Below are 16,163 nucleotides of genomic sequence, written 5' to 3'. Positions count from 1 at the left end.
GTAGAGTTTTTCGCATACTCCGGTTGGTTTAGGTTATTGTTATTAGATTAGCCGGCGGCAAACGAACCTGCCGCTCTGAAGACAAATTTATACCGCCGCCGAGCCTCCTGCAAGAGCAGGGAGCTAAAAAGTAGTGGTTTTTTCGAAGAATTCAGCTAATAATCAACGATATGAATAAACACAACCGATTTATATCGGTAGCGCTCCCGGTAGTGGAGGGAATCGCCTCCGGGCTATTTCAGCCCGTCGCTGCCGATCTCCTCGGCTATGCCGATGCGGGCGACGAAATGTTCGAAGCGGCTGCGATCCACACAAGCCTTGTTGCGGGCCGAGGTCCGGTTGTTATAGACCGTCGAGAGCGAACAATGCAGGAACTGCGCGATCTGCACGCTGTCGGTGATACCCAGCCGGACGAGCGCATAGATGCGCAGTTCGGTGGTAAGTGCGTCGGGAGCCTTCAGCACGATGCGTTCGGAGGGCTTCAGCAGTTTATTGTACTCCTCCACGAACGACGGAAAGAGTTTCAGAAAGGTGATATCGAAATTGTTGTAGAACAGCTCGAGGTTCTCGCGGGCGAACGCCGCCGGGTCCAGCGCCTTGCGCAGCGCGTCGCGGTTATTGCCGTCGAGCAGACGTGCGATGCGCTTGAGGCGCGAATCCATCTGGTCGATATAGTTCAGGCAGAAATCCATATACCGCACGATATAGGTCTGCTTGATGAGGTTCGACTCGCTCAGATGGCTGTTCAGCTCTTTCAGTTCGTTATTCAGGGCCGCCAGCCGGAGCCCCACCCGGCGGTTGTTCCGGTAGAGTTTATTAATATAGGTAAGTGCCGCAATGAGCAGCACCACCAGCAGGGCCAGAAAGGAAAGGCTGATGTAAAGATTGCGCTGCTGGCGGTTGCGGCGTATCTGATAGTCGTTGTCAATAATCGGCAGCAACTGCGACACCTTGACCAGCCGTTTCTGCGAATTGCAGTAGTTGGCATCCTCGAGGGCCACCTTCAGATAGCGGTAAGCCCGGTTGATCTCGCCGTCGGCATAGAGCATCTGCGCCAACCGGTGGAGCGAAACATACTCCTTGATGCCGGTCTTCAAGTCGATGATGGCCGAACGGACATAGAAACGTTCGGCCTCGCCGCGCGTCCCGCCGCCGTGGATGCAGGTTTCGGCCAGCAGGTAGTAATAGATGGCCTCCTCGCGCATATTGGTCTTCATGCGTTCGGCATTCGTCTCCAGCCATTCACGCGCTTCGGAATGGCGGTTCTCGAGATTCAGCAGGTTGGCTTTCGTATAGTAGTAGCTGCTGCCGTCCTCGTTAGGCGACTGCGATCCGAGCAACGTCGTATAGGCATCGTGCAGGAGTTCGTAGTGGTGCCGCTTGAGTTCGGGATTGTCGATCGACTGGTAGACGTCCTCGTAAAGCAAGCTATAGATATTGTGGTAATAACTGTGCAAGAACGGAGTGAAATGGCGGGTCGACATGGCATTGAGTATCTCGAACGCATCTTGATTCAGTCCGGCAATGGCATAGATCTGCGCGAGGTTGAGGTCCGTTTCGAGTATCTTCAGACTGTCGCCGCTCCTGAGCGCCAGCTCCTTTTTCAGCAGGGCGTAATGGATGGCCGTATCGACTTGATACGAAAGATACTCGTTAAACAGCCGCCCGTAATCGTAGAAACGTTCCTCGGGGGAGAGGCTGCCGTGAGCGAGCCGGTATTTGATCTCTTCGAACTGCCCTTCGCGCCGCGCCGCATAGACCTCCCGGTTGGCAATGACCCGGTCGAGTTCCCGGAATTGTTTTCCGAGATTTTCGGCCGGCTGCGCCCCGGCCGGAAGGGCTGCAGGCAGTAAGAGCATCAGAGAAAGCAGCAAACGAATTTTCATGATCGATTTTAAAGAGGTACTACCGGAATCCCGAGTAAAAATAGACATAAATTCCCGGATATGCAAAATCGCGGTGCCCTAGTCGCAGGATTGCAAAAAAAACGGGGCAGCAATCCGAAAACCGCCACCTCGTCAAGACGTTATCCCGTTTCCGTGCGGGAAAGGACTCGTGAATTACTTCTGGTCGCTGATCTTGCTCTGTTTTTCGAAGAGCTTGCCGAAAGCGTCGTCAATCTCGGTACGCAAGGCAGCGTAGTGCTTGCGGACGAGCGACGTGTTGCGCGGCTCGGCGGGATTCATCGCATTGGCAAACAGATCGTTGCGCATGAAAACGGTCTCCTGCATCACCTTGAAAATTTCCTTCTCTTTCAAAGGCTGGAAACAGATAGCTATATCACAGTCAAATTTGGTTACAGTTTTATTTTGGCTCTTCTTTTCTGTTCTTCCATCCTGCGGCGGCGTTCCGCGGCGGCTATCGCCATTGCTTCGGCCGCGGCATCGAGCAGCGCCGTGATTCGTGCGATATGCTCTTCGGGGCTTTCTCCCGGCTTGCGCTGTAACTGCTCGGCGGACACTCCGACGGGCGAACCGGCCGGCGGCAGCGGGATGCCCCCGGCTTTTCCAAGGTTGACCGAAGGCGGTTCTTCGCGTGTACTACCCCCGCCTCTGCCCGTGTTGCCGAACAGCGCTGCAAATGCCGAACGGTAATTGCTTGCCGCCGCCGAGAGGTTCCCGACAAGCGTTGCCCGGTGTTGGGTCTGCTGTTGAATATGGTTGAACTGGTTGTCGAGTTTCGTAAAGCTGAAAGCCCTGTCGATCTTCGATCCGGAGAACTCGAAGCCGTTTTTCGAGAACAAGACACCTTGTTTCCGGTCGGTATTTCCGCAATACTTATAGCGTACGTTGACGCCCTGTTCCTTTAATTTGCCTTCCAGATCGTTCCTACTTTTGCACTTGGACAGACAGCCTTTGATCGCATCGTGGATTTCGTATCTGGTTTTGTCGGGTTCGCGCAATTGCTCCCGCCGTACGTCGTCCTTTCCCGGTGCGAGATACAATCCGTACTTCTCGGTCAGTTCCCGGCAGACCTTGGCGTTTCGAATCTTGATGTTCTCGTCCGAAATGGTCTGCCCGTTGTTCCCGACCCGGTTGTAGACCAGATGGCAGTGCGGATGGGGCTGGTCGAGATGGCGCACCAATAGATACTGCGTATCGGTGATGCCCATCTTCTGCATATACTCCTTTGCGATCTGCGTCATCAGGGCGTCGGTCATCCGCGGGGCGTCCTTGGGTGAGAAAGACAAGGAGATACCCGTTGTGCATTTAGCATAAACGTATAAAAAAGTTGTTCATGTTGGATAAATTCCGTATATTTATCTGGTTACCAATCAGATAAATATCATGAACAACTTTAGTGCAAGTTACGAAAAAATTTTGACAACATTACAGAATATAGAGGCAAGATCGAATTTTCGTAATCAGCATCGTCAGCCCCGTATGAGCGATATGGAGGTTCTCGCCCTCTCTCTGACTGCAGAATATATGGGCATAGACTCGGAATGCCAATTGTTCCGCAGGCTGCCCGATTGTTTGCGAACCCGAATTGAACGTAGCGTCTGCAACCGCCGTCGCAGCGCCTTGTCCCCCCATTTGTCCGCCCTTCGCAAACGTATGGGCGAAAACATCTCCACGGCTCCAGACTATCTGATTGTAGACAGTATGCCGCTGGAGGTATGCAGGATCAGCCGTAGTTCTCGCTCGACGGTCTGCAGGCAGGAATATTATGCTGCACCCGACAAGGGATTCTGTGCTTCGCAACAGACTTACTATTATGGCTATAAGCTGCATGTCGTCTGCTCGTTGGATGGAGTGATCCGCAGTTTCGACCTCCCGAAAGCTTCGGTACATGATATTCATTATCTGAAAGATGTCAAGGAACTTTATCGGGACTGCGTCCTGTCGGGCGACAGAGGCTATCCGAGTGCTGACTACCAGTTGGATCTGTTCGAGAGCCGGCAAATTGTATTGGAAGTGCCCATGCGACGAAATCAGAACGATTACAAGCCGCAACATCCTGTATTCCGACGCTGTCAAAAAAGGATCGAAACTCTTTTTTCGCAACTTTGCGACCTGTTTATGATCCGACGAAACTATGCCAAATCATTCGACGGATTCAGAACCAGAATAACCGCTAAAATAATGGCTCTTACTACTATACAACTCATTAACAAAAGAAACAATCGGAAGATTAATAACTTAAAGATACCACTCGCGTAAATGCACAACGGGTTTTGATTATCAATCATGCGTAAAATTGCGACATACCTGTCGGCAATCATGCTGCTGACGGCCTGCATAACGAATAACCGGCAGAATAACAGAATTTTATACGTTTCGATACAACCGCTGCAAAGCCTTGTGGACAGCATTGTCGGCGGAGATTTCGAAGTCGAAGTACTCGTGCCCGCCGGAGCCAGTCCCGAGACGTTCGAACCTACGCCCAGACAATTTGTGGAGCTAAACAAAGCACAACTTATTTTCAATGTGGGACTTATCGACTTCGAAACCTCGCTGTTGGGCAAAATCGAACAACAGGAGAAAGTCATCGACCTGAGCCGCGGAATCGACCTGATCGAAGGCTCTTGTTCGCACAGCAGTCACGGACACAATCATACGCACGGTGTCGATCCCCATGTCTGGACCTCCCCGAAGGCGTTGCAGAAGATGGCAGCAAACGCTTTCGAAGCCATTCGCAAAGCCTATCCCGATTCGGTGAAATACGAAACCAATTATAACCGGTTGCAGAAGGAGTTACAAGCATTGGACGCTCGCACGGCGGAGAAAATCGCACGGAGTGGCATCGAATATTTCATCGTCTACCACCCCGCCCTCACCTATTATGCCCGCGACTACGGACTGCGGCAAGTCGCCATCGAAGCTGACGGTAAGGAGCCCTCGGCCAAGCAGTTGACGGCGATCATCCGGCAAGCCCGGGAGGATGGAGTCCGCCGGATATTCTACCAAAAGCAATTCCCGGCATCGACCGTGGAGGTCATAGCCCGAGACATCGACGCCGAATACGTAGCGATTGATCCGCTGGACCGGGACGCCATAGTGAACATCGACACGATAACCGACTTAATCACCGCAAAATGAATCTGGTAACGATGCGCGACGTAAGCGTCGCATACGACGGATACGAAGCCATTCAGCATGTCGATCTGGAAATCGGCGACAACGATTTCCTGGGTGTCATAGGTCCCAACGGTGGCGGAAAGACGACGCTCGTGAAAGTCATACTCGGAACCGTGCCCCATACGGGCGAAATATGTTTGGCGCCGGAGTTGTTCCGAGGCAAGGAGCGGCTGATCGGCTATATGCCGCAGCTGTCGGATTTCGACCGGGAGTTTCCGATCTCGGTGCTCGAAGTCGTGCTGTCGGGATTGCAAGGCTGCCGCGGGTTCCGCTCCCCCTACACCCGGGAGGACCGCGAAAAGGCGATGGCGCTGCTAGCCTCATCGGGGATTGCCGAAACGGCCCGCCAGCCGATCGGAGAGGTGTCGGGCGGCCAGATGCAGCGAGCACTGCTGGCCCGGGCCGTGATCTCGGACCCGAAGCTGCTGATTTTGGACGAACCCGCGAATTTCGTGGACAACAAGTTCGAGAAAGAGCTTTACCGCACGCTGCACGAACTGAATACGCGCATGGCAATCGTCATGGTGTCGCACGACATCGGCACGATCACGAGTGTCGTGAAAGAGATCGTCTGTGTCAACCGCCGCGTGCACCGTCATCGCTCGAACGTGCTGACCGAAGAGCAGCTGCGCAACTACGACTGCCCTATCCAGCTCGTTTCGCACGGCCACATTCCCCACACCGTGCTGGAGCACCACCCGGGGGACGGATGCTGCGACCACGATTCTGTCCGATAACGACCACCGCGACAATGGTCATACAGCCGGGCGCATTAGGGCGGAGAATGCCTCCCTGCGGCGTTATTCGTTTATATCTTTCACGCAGCGCACGCCGCCATAATTGCCTGTGCCGGTCAACAGATACAGCACACTGTTGCCTTGGCTGACGGAGAATCCGGGGCGGTTCGAGCCGAACTGGAAACGGGTGCGCGAAAAATGGTTGTTGAGCGTCCAGTTTCCGTCGTTGCCGATTCGGGAGTGCATCAGCGCCAGTTCCCGCTGATTGGGGATACGGTATCCTGCCGGACACGGGGAGTTGCCTGCGCTTGCCGCGCTCCTCAGCGACTCCCAATTATATCCATGGCCTCCGGATGGCGTGTTTAGAACTTCGAATATCCTCCAAGGTTTGTTGGCCGCCTCGCGTTCGTGGTGTTCGGGCAGTTCGGCGGTCTGGAAATAGCCGCGGATGGATTGCTGATCGATTCGGGCAAGCGAGATCCTGCGGGTCATCGCATCGTAGGTGGCCATATCGTCGGGCTTGACGGTTCCGGCGGCCGTGCGTGGAATTCCCAGATTACGGACACAACGATAATAAACAGGAGTAGAAATCGAACTGGAATAATTTTGGGAAAGTTTTCCGGTCGAGGAGCCTTCGGATGACCATAGGATTATGGGGTTGTCATAGCCAAGGTACTTCTCGTGAACCGTACTGCTGGCGAAATACTGCTCCTGCCCCTCTGTCCAGGTCGTTTTCCTGTAAAGCCTGGCTCGCTGGTCGAAGGACCATTCGCCGATCCATAGATCCGTCAACTGGTTGATGGCCGCCAGATACCATTGCACCTCGTTCTCGTCGATCGTGCCGTCGCCGTCGTTGTCGCGGTTCATCCGCAGACATTTGTATTTGGCAGCCTCGTAATCGGACTTCAGGGTCCAGGTCGACGTCGTGACGTAATCGCTCCAGCGTTTGGTCGTACTGCCGCCCAGCCACATCCGGAGCGTATTCGCACGTCCGTTGTTCGAGTCGTTGTATGTCGGGTTGGAAACGTCGTTCGTGTTTTTTTCGAATGCGACCGGCGTTTCTTCCTGGATCATCTCCGTGCCCCAGGCCGTGAAATTCTCTTCGTCCATGATGTTATACATGGTCTGGATTGAGGACTGGCGGATCGAATAGATGGCGTTGGTCTTCGTGCTCTGGCGATCGGGGCTGTACGCCAGATTCGAAAGGATGTTCATGACCCGCGCCTGCTGGTTGACGAATTTCTTCCACAAGCCGTTCACGGCCGTTTCCGAAGGATCGGTCGGGCTCGTCTCGTAATAGTATTCGTCGACGAATGCCGTGAAGCGCATGTAGTCGCTACTGTCGAACAGGTGGTCGGAGCCCCCGCTTCCGCTGGTACGGTAACGCTCCTTGCAGGCCTGAAGGATATTCACCAACTGGTCGACATACAGCAGTTTGTCCGTCCCGTTCGCCACGTCAGTCATATAGGTGTCCAGCGAGACCGTCCCCGTGTAGACCGCATCGTTGCCCGGATAGGCGCGGAAATCGGTGCTACTGTAGAAGTTGCTGCTGTTCTTGCTGTTGATCCGGAACTTTATCCACTTGTAGTCGGCCGGATGTTCGCCGGCGGCGCCCCGCGAGAAGGGGGTGTTGACGTCCCAGGTCATGGTCTCGTCCACGTTGCTCTGGTGGAAACTCAGGGTGAACACCTCGTTGTACGCGTCCAGCTCCTTGATCTGCAGCGCCATCACGACATCGCCCTCGGCGCCGGGACGCTGCTCGTCCTCCTCGGTCTTCTTGCTCGAATCGACCTCGATGATGATTTTGTCCACCGACACGATTTTCACGTTATAGGTATAGTAGGTGTTGCGGAGCAAGTTGTAGTCGTCGACGCCTTCCACGCCTCCGAGATGGATCGTATAGACCACATCGGTCGATATTTCCACGCCCGACGACGCGTCCTTGTAGCGTATGTCACCCCGCAACTGGACGCAGGTTCCGGTCTTCGGCGCATAGGTATAGTCGCCGTTGGCGACCTCGATTCCCGCGCCGGTCGGGGTCTTGTCTTGTTTCTCGCGCAGCGCATACTGCTCCTCATAGGTGCCCGCCGTGACGGGAATCTCGGCCCGGGGCGTCAGGACGCTCTCCAGCGAATAGAAGGCGAAGGTCTTGCCGTCCTCCTCGAAATGAGCCCACTCCGTATCGAAGCACTCCGCGGGGTCGGTGCACAGGTCGGTGCGCGAAGCCATCATCCCCGCCTTGCGTGGAACCGACACGACGCGCCAGTCGTCGGAAGTGAAGGTGACGCCCGAAGCCTCGGTGACGCGGAAGCGGATTTTGGAGTCGACGCGTGTCAGCGGCACGGTAGCCGAGACGGGACTGCCGGCCGTGACGGTGACATTCTCGGCGACGCCCGTCATCAGGAAGTTGGTGCCCCGTTCGATGAACTTGCCCCGGAGGTTCACCACGCACGAATCCAACGCCGCACGCGAGGCGATGCCGTCGAGCATCTCGCGGGTAATGTCGACGACCGTATTGTCCGTATTGGCAATGGCGGCCACGCTTTTCCCCGTGCCGCACGTCAGGCCGCCGATGGTTCCGGTCCAGCTCGATGCGCTCAGGCTGGAGATATAGTTGCGGCAATCGACCGACCCGTCCGGGTTGAATATGAAGATGTAGAGGTTGTTGATCCGCTGTTCGTCGGCATCGGCCGACACGGCGCGGGTCTTCACGTCGTTCTGCGAAGAGGCGACGCTCAGCGTCAGCGAGGCAAACTCGCCATGCGTTCCGGGCAATTCATCCTTCGAGCACGCCGCGACGGCCAGACACATCCAGGCTATATGGAATAATCGTTTCATAATCGTCAATCGAAATCGGGGACATCAATGGTTTCCTGGTTCCAGTCCTGCACCACACAGGTCAGCGCCATCTCGCCGAACGGGGTGAACTTCAGTCTGAAAACATATCGCTTGCTGGCTTCGATGCTGCCGGAGACGACGAAATCGCCGATATTCCGAACTATTGCAGATTCCCGCGTCACGCCGTTCGACGTGTAGCGGACCGTGACGGTGAGCAGGTCGTCGTCATCGATCTGTTGCGGCCAAAGCATCGCGCAGCCCGTTGCGGAGGAGACCGGCTGGTAGACGGGATAGACGGCAACCAGCGAATTGCCCTGCAACGTGCCGTCCGCCTCCGAGAGAGCGTACTCCCTGTCGGCGGCGTCCGTCGCTAAGGTCTGCGTGATGGCGTCCGGCAGTTCGTGGTGGCAGGTGGCCTTATGCAGGAACTTTCCGAGACGGATTCCGGTTATGCGTATCGACTGTCCCTCGGAGAGCGTGCCGTCGACGCTGGCTTCGAAGACCACGGCCGCCAACGCATGGCGGAATGTCAGCGGCACCCTGCCGCCCTCTTTCGTCCGGTCGAGGGCCGGGGCGCTCAGCAGCAGGTCGCGGTGATCCGCCACGGCGTCGGGAACGGCATAGGTGACGCGCGGAGCGCCTGTCCCGCATGAGACGGAGACCGCCGCATCGGTGTCATACGGAGCATAGGCGAAGAAGCTGACCTTTCCCTGGGGCCAGTATTTCGTCGGAGAATAGGTCCAGTCCCCTCCGGCGGGGCGTGTCACCCGGACATTGTACATGTAATCGGGCTTCGAAGCGGCGGCATCGTAGCTGCCCTGGGGCGAATAGTAGGCGAAAACCCCGAAGTCGGCAAAGTTGCCGTCGTCGGTCTGTACGCCTTTCGTCCATGGAACGGCCGAATCCCCTATCCGGTCGTCGAACCGGATGGCGTCGTCCGCGGGTTGCAGGGCTTCATCCCCTCCCCTGCCGCACGATATAAGAGTCGTCAGGCTGAAAACCGCCCAAAGCCAATATCTTCGTGTTTCCATATCCGTAACTTGTAAATCGTATCGGACCGCCGGGCGGTCCGGTTTGTACTCCGGGAGGGACATTCAACCCTCCCGGAATTTCGTGAGGCCGGCGCATGCGTGCGGCCAGAGCGTCTTAGATCTCCATGTCTGCGTTGGAATCCTCCCAATCCACTACCGACGTCTTGAACAGGATAGGTTCGAGGTTGCCGGTGACGGTCAGCGTATAGGTAATGCGCTTGTTCATCTTCCAGATCTCTTCCCCCTCCGTATCGCCGGTAACTTTCTTGCTGCTGAACGGAACCGTGTAGTCGGCATACGTGTCGGCCGAACCGAACAGATACTGGGGGGTTGCGTTATTATCCTTGTAATAGATCTTGCAGGAAATCGTAAGGGTGCCGCCGGTCATGTCTCCGTCACCGGTTTTTGCAGCGAACTCCTGCGGAAGCAGTATCAGTGCCTTGTCCGCATCATAGAGATTTTTTGCTTCCACATTGGTGATTTCCTTGGTCTCGGGGAAAACTGCCGTATATTCGGTCAGGTTGCCTTCAGTAATGCTCCAGCTGGCAGCGCCGGCGGCCGAGAGGGTGAAGGTGCCCTTCGACTTGAGGTTGCTCAGCTTGATGCCGTTCTCCTTCACGTCGATGAAGACACCGTCGCCCTTGGCCTTGGCCTTGAAACGCACCTGCGTCATCGCGTGTTTGAACTGGAGGGGAACCTTCACGGCCGGACTTGCCTTGGCGACATTCAGCGCCGAGGCGTACATGAGGTCCACCTGGCCGGCATCGTCGGCAGGAACGGTATAGTCCGTCATGATCATTCCGTCGCCCTTCGTATATGCAACCGGAATCGCAACGCCGTTCTTGGTGTAGGGCGCATAGGCGTAAAAACTGAGGGTTTCTCCCTGGGTCGGCCAGTAGCGGATGTCGCTCGTGTTCTTGTAGTCCCATTTCGTGCCGTCGGAAACGATCTCGGTGCCGGCATCGGCCTTGCCCATGTAGGGGCTGTCCGAGGTGCTAATAAAGGCCGTTACGCCGAAGACGTTGCCCGATGCGGCGAACTCGGGGTTGTTGTCGAACGGATTGCCGCGGGTGATGTTCGAATAGGTGTTGAAGCCGATAGCGTTGCCGGCATTGGTCAGGGCGGAGTCGACCACGCTTTCCTTTGCGCAGCCGGCCAGTGCGAAGGCCGCCAGAGCGATGAGAACAGATCTTTTCATTTTTTTCTTTTTTTTATGGTGTTTGTAAAATCATGTTTCGTCGGTTACATCGGGATGTCGACATCGATGTCCTCCCATTCCTCCAGGTCGGGGTCGAAGGCGCCGTCGCCGTTGCCGATCACCTCGGGAAGTTCGATCTCCACCTCGATATGGATGATCTTGTGCGTCGCGCCCTGCGTCACGCGGATGGCATCGGTGACATCGAGCGAGACGGGATGTTTTTCGCCGTTGAGCAGCACGAACTCCATCTCCATCAGGTAGCGCACGCCCGTCTCATCGTGCAGGCCGAACGTCGCCAGCTGTCTGGTGATGGTGCCGTTGCGCGGGTCTTTCGCATCGAAGCAGCGGTTGTTCAGCACGAACTCGTGGCAGACCTGCAGCGAATGCGGCTTGTCCGAATCGAGGTAATAGCCGCCCGAAAGATTCTTCAGGTGGGTGCGGGGCGCCCCCGCGGCATATTTGAGCCCCTTGACATGCACCCTGATGTCGGCCACCGAGATGATGCGGGTCGGAGCAGTCTGATAGACTGCCGCCGGGGCGGGTTCCATGCCGTGGGGTTTGGTCCGGAAATATTCGATCATCTTGCGGGTCACCTCGATATTTCGGACTACGCTTCCGGCCACCGTGTCGGGCTCCCCGATGAAGGATTCCGCTCGGGTGCCGCCGCCGAGCGACGTGAAGTTGGGGGACACCGCCCTGCCCATCAGGGCGAAGGTCTCCAGCCGGTCGGTTCCCGCGCTTTCGATATTCCTGTATTCATCCAGCGTATTGTTCAGCACGACAACACTATAGGAGCCTTCGGGCAGTGAGAGGTCCACTTTCCGGGAGTCGTTGCTCCGGACCACGTCGAAAGCCGCGCCGTTGCGGTCGAACACGAATGCCGAAACGCCGTTGGGCGTCAGCCGCGCCGGAGTCCAGTCGGCCTCGATACGGACGGTGGCGCGGTCGACGGTGGCATAATAAAGGTCGTCGCGCCAGCAGGAGGAGAGCGCCAGAACGCCTGCAAGAGCCGATATAATCAGTATGTTTTTCATTTTGCAACCTCCTTTTTTCTGTAATGCAACAGCCATACCAGCGAAATCCGCGCCCTCGTAGGACCGATCCAGTTCAGCCGACGGGTCTCCCACGGGTAACGGACGACCTTGATGTCGCCGTACTTCGTGTCGCGCACTCGGTCGTAGGCCTCATAGTTCGAACGCAGGTAACCGACTCCCAACGTGTATTCCATACGCAGGCTGCGGCTGCGTCCGATGCGGTGCGCATAGCCCAGGCTCAGCCCGGCATCGAAGAAGTCGCCCTGGGAACCGTCGTCGTTGAAGACCTGAAAGTCGAATTTTCCGCCGCCGCCGTACAAGCCGAGGTGCCAGCCCGTCATGACATCTCGTTTGGCGCGGTCGCCCAGCCAATATCTTATTTCGCCATGTCCTGCCAGAAGCTGCATCGTCAGGTCCGACTTGTTGCTCCGCCACCACGGGAACATCCACTCCCCGGCAACGGACCAGCGTTTGCCCATTGGGACTTCGAGCTCGACGTTGAGCGCCGAGGCCAGGTCGAAGAGCAGGTTGCTCTTCACGGCCAGCAGGGGCTTGCGGACGAACGTCGGTTCCATGGCCGGCGACTCCGGAACGGGTTGCGGAGCCGGCATCTGCTCGGTGTCTGGTTCTACGACCGGTCCGGGTTCTGACTCGGGTTCCGGCTCGACCGTCGGTTCGGGCGCATGGGGAACCGACTGGAACACGATGATGCAGGTTGCGCCGGCCCGCAGATAACGCAGATGGTTGTTTACGATGTGCCGCCATGCCGCACCGTCGCCCACCTGTTTTAGCCGCCACTCTTTGGTCGCGGAATTGACGTCCGAATTGATGATCTCCAGGACTCGAGCCCGATGGGGACATCGGTCGTCATCGGCAATCCGTTGGGCCAGGCCCGCCCAATCTTCGCCGATAGAATATATCTGCACCTTCTCTCGCACGATGTCGGGATGCTTCCAATACACATAGGTGCGCGTAGCCCGAGCCCGTTCTTCCGCGAGTTTGATGTTGCGTTCCAACATGCCCTCGGGTGATGCCGACGCGATGATGACAATGGAATCGAGATTATCCCTGACTTCCGGTCTGTTAAGCATGGTGTCGAGTTTGGCGAGCGACTCCTCGTTTGTCAGATACTTCTTTTCGAGCAGAGACCGGTCGAAACGGAAATACAGACGAATGATCGCGCTCGTATCCCTCCGCAGGGATAAATCGGATACGGCATGTTGCGCATGGCTGTCATTCAGACAACAAACGCACGCCAGCATCAATAAGAATATCTTCCGTCGCAACTCCATTGGACCTGTTTCGATAAAGTTTCTAAAAATTCCAATCCATCTCTGCCTTTGAGTTTTTCCTCCGCTCTCTTTTCGCTTTTGTAGGCCCGCATGACGAACCAGCGGGCTGTTTCCGATTCCTTCCGTATTGGGCGAGACGATATCTATACATGTTTATACTTGTTTTTCAATCAATCAGGGCGCATACCCGTAGTTCATGCCAATAGGTGTATTAATATGTATTACAATCGTTTATATCACCCCTCCCGGAATATCAATCATCTATTCCGTAAATCTGTAAACAGATATTCTGCTCGTTTTACGCTCTTTCTCTCCGCAAGAGAAAGAGCGATGGATATAATAGGTTGTAACTATCTGGTAAACAAACGGAAATCACACTCAACGGGCGGTTTATTTATATAACATTGTTGGATAAAAACCTTTCGGCGAGTTCAGCAGCCGAAAATTTCATCCGTTTTATACCGTTATTTCCATTAAATTACATAACTTTGTGTTTGTCAATATTTCTCTTGCGGAGAGAAGCAGTCTGTTTCACAACATTTTTCTTTCTACTCTCCCTATCAATCAGTCGGAATCATCCATCGAAAATGTCTCTCTGCTCCATTTTTACCGGTTGCAAGCCGTTTGCGATTTCCTTTGGAGGATTCCGTCAGCCGATACATCTCTTCATGAGAGAAATAGCGAAATGATTAGCGTTTATTCCCAGCGCCCTACGCACGAAAGCCTCCGAATTAGTTCAACAAATTCTCCCGATTGCTTAACATTTCGAATTGAAATGACCGGGATAATTTTATTTTTCACCGAATTCTGTTGCCGTATTTCATATTTTTCATAACTTTGCGGCAGTGAGATATTTCTCTCATGAAGAGAAGTTGCATCTATCAGTCAATCCGTTAAATGCTATTTTGAGGATTTAGCCGTCGTTTATTTCTTCAATTATCACTACCGAACCACCTATTCCTTCCGGAGAGAGATTTTCCGGTGGATTGATCTGTCGGAAAAAATATCTCTTTCAAGAATAAGCCTTGAAAGAGATTTCCGAATGAAAGCCGGCTGAACAAAAATCTTTGTACGACTACAATGCTTTCAGAATTCGGCTGTTAGCCTTGTCCACAGCCGATGTGTCCAAAGAGGCGAGATAGATCCGCGTGGTCTTCTCCGAATCATGTCCCATCGCCTCGCTGATGATCGCGAGCGGAATGTTTCTGTCCTTGGCGATGGAAGCCCACCCGTGGCGGGCGACGTAGCTGGTCAAGGGTATGTCCAGTCCCAACCGCTCGCCTAATTTTTTCAATTTGTCATTGACCAGATGCGCCGCATTCTTGTACTGCCGGCGAGCGTCGGCATGCATGTCCCGAATTACCGGCAGCAGATAAGGAGTGGCGTTCGTATCATATTTATCGACGATCTCCTGCATGGGTTTTTCCCATTTGACGAACAACTGCTGTCCCGTTTTCTGCCTGCGGTAAGAGAGTATGCCGTTTTGCAGGTCTTTCTTCTTCAGGTAAGCCATGTCGATGAACGACATTCCACGGGTATAGAATGAGAACATGAAAATGTCGCGGGCGAAATCCATCGCCGAAAACAGCGCCAAATCCAGATCCCGGATCTGGCGGATGACTTTCAAGGGTACAGCCCGCTTGACCGTTTTGCCAATGCCCGTGTAGACATACTTGAACGGATCGCGCTGCACGGTCATTTTCTTCTCGACGGCCCGGTTATAAATGGCACGCAGTCCCCTCATATAGTAGGAGGAGGTATTCGGGCATACACCTCTCGATTTGAGATAAGTCTCGTATTCGATCATCAGGTCGGAGTCCATCTCATCCCAAGACACCTCGGTATTCCTGCGGAAACGCCCGAAGCTGTTCAAGACGGTCGTATAACGTTCGCCCGTGCGGATTTTCCCGATCTGTCTCAACTGCCCGACAAGACTCCGAGCGAAAGAGAAAAAGCCTCCGGCATCCGAAGGCGTAAGATAGCGTGCGACCACATCCCCGGCCGTATAACTTTCGCCCGTATGCTCCAACCGGGAGATAATGCACTCCAGGCGGGCGATGTCTTCTGCAATCCGGCTTTTCAATGCGACAAGGTAAGCGTGTCGGGGTTTGCAATCCGGCCGGAGCAATCCTGCACGCAGAGCGGCCCATTCCGACGGTAACAGTTTATGGCCGCTGTTGATCTGTCGGGTTACACGGTTATGCATGATCTGATAATACAGTCGGCCTTCACGATCCGCAACGGACGAGGCCCGGAATTTTACTTTTACGCTTGCCATACGTTTGTTGTTGTTAAAGTTGCCGGGTCAAGGTAACGAGCAAGCGTACAATTCTATATTTGATTCCGATAGCGTTGTCGGTTGGACGATGCTCCCGATCTTATATTCGCAACCATTCCGCAGCTCGTTTTGCAAGATTCAGAATCTCGATACTGAGGGCTTTCAGCTCGCGGGTCCGTTGCTCCAGCATAGCGATCTGATGCGGGATAGCGACGTTGGAAAAGTGCGAATTGACAGCCTTTACAATCTGATTATAGTTATTGCCGAGTTTCTGAAACTGAAAATAAAAGTCGTTCAGCCGGGCGATAAACTGCGTCTTTGACGGGTCGCGTTTGATGACGACGAACTCTTCTCCGAAAATGCGTTTTACGATAAACTGGCTCCTGTTATGCTCCAATCCGGACTTGCAGAGTAGCTTCTTGAAGCGGATGTGCTCTTCATTGAACCAGAAAGAGTACTTGTAGCTTGGTGTTTCAGATTTCCGGGCATTTCTGTTTGTCTGTTTTGGGTCGGTATTCATGATATCGGTTAAAAAGGCGTTCGACTCGGGAGAACGCCCGGCCTCGCAGAGCGAGCTCCTTTCGTATGCCGAAAAAATTTTCGGCATACAAAGGTACAGCTCGCTGTTGTCTGGCGACAACAAAAAGCCGCGCCGGAAAAATTTTTTCTGAAAA

General features: G+C 54.7%; 12 protein-coding genes and 1 pseudogene. 3 read left to right on the top strand and 10 right to left on the bottom strand.

Annotation, left to right across the window (positions count from 1 at the left end):
• Positions 1 to 233 precede the first annotated feature (233 nt).
• From ACESTR_RS13000 to ACESTR_RS12990, 3 genes and pseudogenes are all read right to left on the bottom strand, one after another.
• Positions 234 to 1,886, bottom strand: a complete 1,653-nt coding sequence (locus ACESTR_RS13000) for a DUF6377 domain-containing protein (protein WP_276770622.1) — start codon at positions 1,884 to 1,886, stop codon at positions 234 to 236.
• Positions 1,887 to 2,060: 174 nt separating this feature from the next.
• A complete protein-coding gene (locus ACESTR_RS12995) occupies positions 2,061 to 2,258 on the bottom strand; it encodes a hypothetical protein (protein WP_276770620.1) in 198 nt (65 codons plus the stop codon).
• A gap of 38 nt (positions 2,259 to 2,296) precedes the next feature.
• Positions 2,297 to 3,211 (bottom strand): annotated as a pseudogene (locus ACESTR_RS12990) (relaxase/mobilization nuclease domain-containing protein); the annotation flags it as partial.
• Positions 3,212 to 3,287: 76 nt separating this feature from the next.
• Here ACESTR_RS12990 and ACESTR_RS12985 point away from each other — a divergent pair.
• From ACESTR_RS12985 to ACESTR_RS12975, 3 genes are read left to right on the top strand one after another with little or no spacing between them, the layout of a single operon-like run.
• Positions 3,288 to 4,163 (top strand): IS982 family transposase, encoded by an 876-nt coding sequence (locus ACESTR_RS12985; protein WP_276770614.1) that lies wholly within the window; start codon positions 3,288 to 3,290, stop codon positions 4,161 to 4,163.
• A gap of 27 nt (positions 4,164 to 4,190) precedes the next feature.
• Entirely contained in the window at positions 4,191 to 5,042 is an 852-nt protein-coding gene (locus ACESTR_RS12980; protein WP_276770612.1) for a metal ABC transporter solute-binding protein, Zn/Mn family, read from the top strand.
• Complete coding sequence (locus ACESTR_RS12975) at positions 5,039 to 5,818, top strand: metal ABC transporter ATP-binding protein (protein WP_195636871.1); 780 nt, start codon at positions 5,039 to 5,041, stop codon at positions 5,816 to 5,818. Before ACESTR_RS12980 ends, ACESTR_RS12975 begins: the two co-directional genes overlap by 4 nt.
• A 63-nt stretch (positions 5,819 to 5,881) precedes the next feature.
• On the opposite strand, the gene ACESTR_RS12970 is transcribed toward ACESTR_RS12975, so the two are convergent.
• From ACESTR_RS12970 to ACESTR_RS12940, 7 genes are all read right to left on the bottom strand, one after another.
• On the bottom strand, positions 5,882 to 8,656 hold the full coding sequence (locus ACESTR_RS12970; RefSeq protein ID WP_276770609.1) for a fimbrial protein: 2,775 nt from the start codon (positions 8,654 to 8,656) through the stop codon (positions 5,882 to 5,884).
• 5 nt (positions 8,657 to 8,661) lie between these two features.
• Positions 8,662 to 9,687, bottom strand: coding sequence for a fimbrillin family protein (locus ACESTR_RS12965; RefSeq protein ID WP_015546455.1), 1,026 nt, complete (start codon positions 9,685 to 9,687; stop codon positions 8,662 to 8,664).
• A 115-nt stretch (positions 9,688 to 9,802) separates the two neighbouring features.
• Positions 9,803 to 10,885: a fimbrillin family protein gene (locus ACESTR_RS12960; protein WP_015546456.1), complete on the bottom strand. Its 1,083-nt coding sequence runs from the start codon at positions 10,883 to 10,885 to the stop codon at positions 9,803 to 9,805.
• Positions 10,886 to 10,929: 44 nt separating this feature from the next.
• Entirely contained in the window at positions 10,930 to 11,919 is a 990-nt protein-coding gene (locus tag ACESTR_RS12955; protein WP_276770607.1) for a DUF5119 domain-containing protein, read from the bottom strand.
• Positions 11,916 to 13,211, bottom strand: a complete 1,296-nt coding sequence (locus tag ACESTR_RS12950) for a DUF3575 domain-containing protein (protein WP_373179355.1) — start codon at positions 13,209 to 13,211, stop codon at positions 11,916 to 11,918. The genes ACESTR_RS12955 and ACESTR_RS12950 overlap by 4 nt, the downstream gene beginning before the upstream one ends.
• A gap of 1,075 nt (positions 13,212 to 14,286) precedes the next feature.
• The gene (locus ACESTR_RS12945) at positions 14,287 to 15,489 is read right to left on the bottom strand and encodes a site-specific integrase (RefSeq protein ID WP_026318416.1); all 1,203 of its coding nucleotides are present in this window, start codon (positions 15,487 to 15,489) and stop codon (positions 14,287 to 14,289) included.
• A gap of 100 nt (positions 15,490 to 15,589) precedes the next feature.
• On the bottom strand, positions 15,590 to 16,096 hold the full coding sequence (locus ACESTR_RS12940; RefSeq protein WP_337754440.1) for a mobilization protein: 507 nt from the start codon (positions 16,094 to 16,096) through the stop codon (positions 15,590 to 15,592).
• Positions 16,097 to 16,163: the final 67 nt, after the last annotated feature.

It is taken from the genome of Alistipes sp. DJF_B185 (assembly GCF_964250025.1).
Lineage (GTDB): Bacteria > Bacteroidota > Bacteroidia > Bacteroidales > Rikenellaceae > Alistipes > Alistipes finegoldii.
Note: the sequence above shows the minus strand (reverse complement) of the source record. Positions and strands in the feature narration are given on the sequence as shown.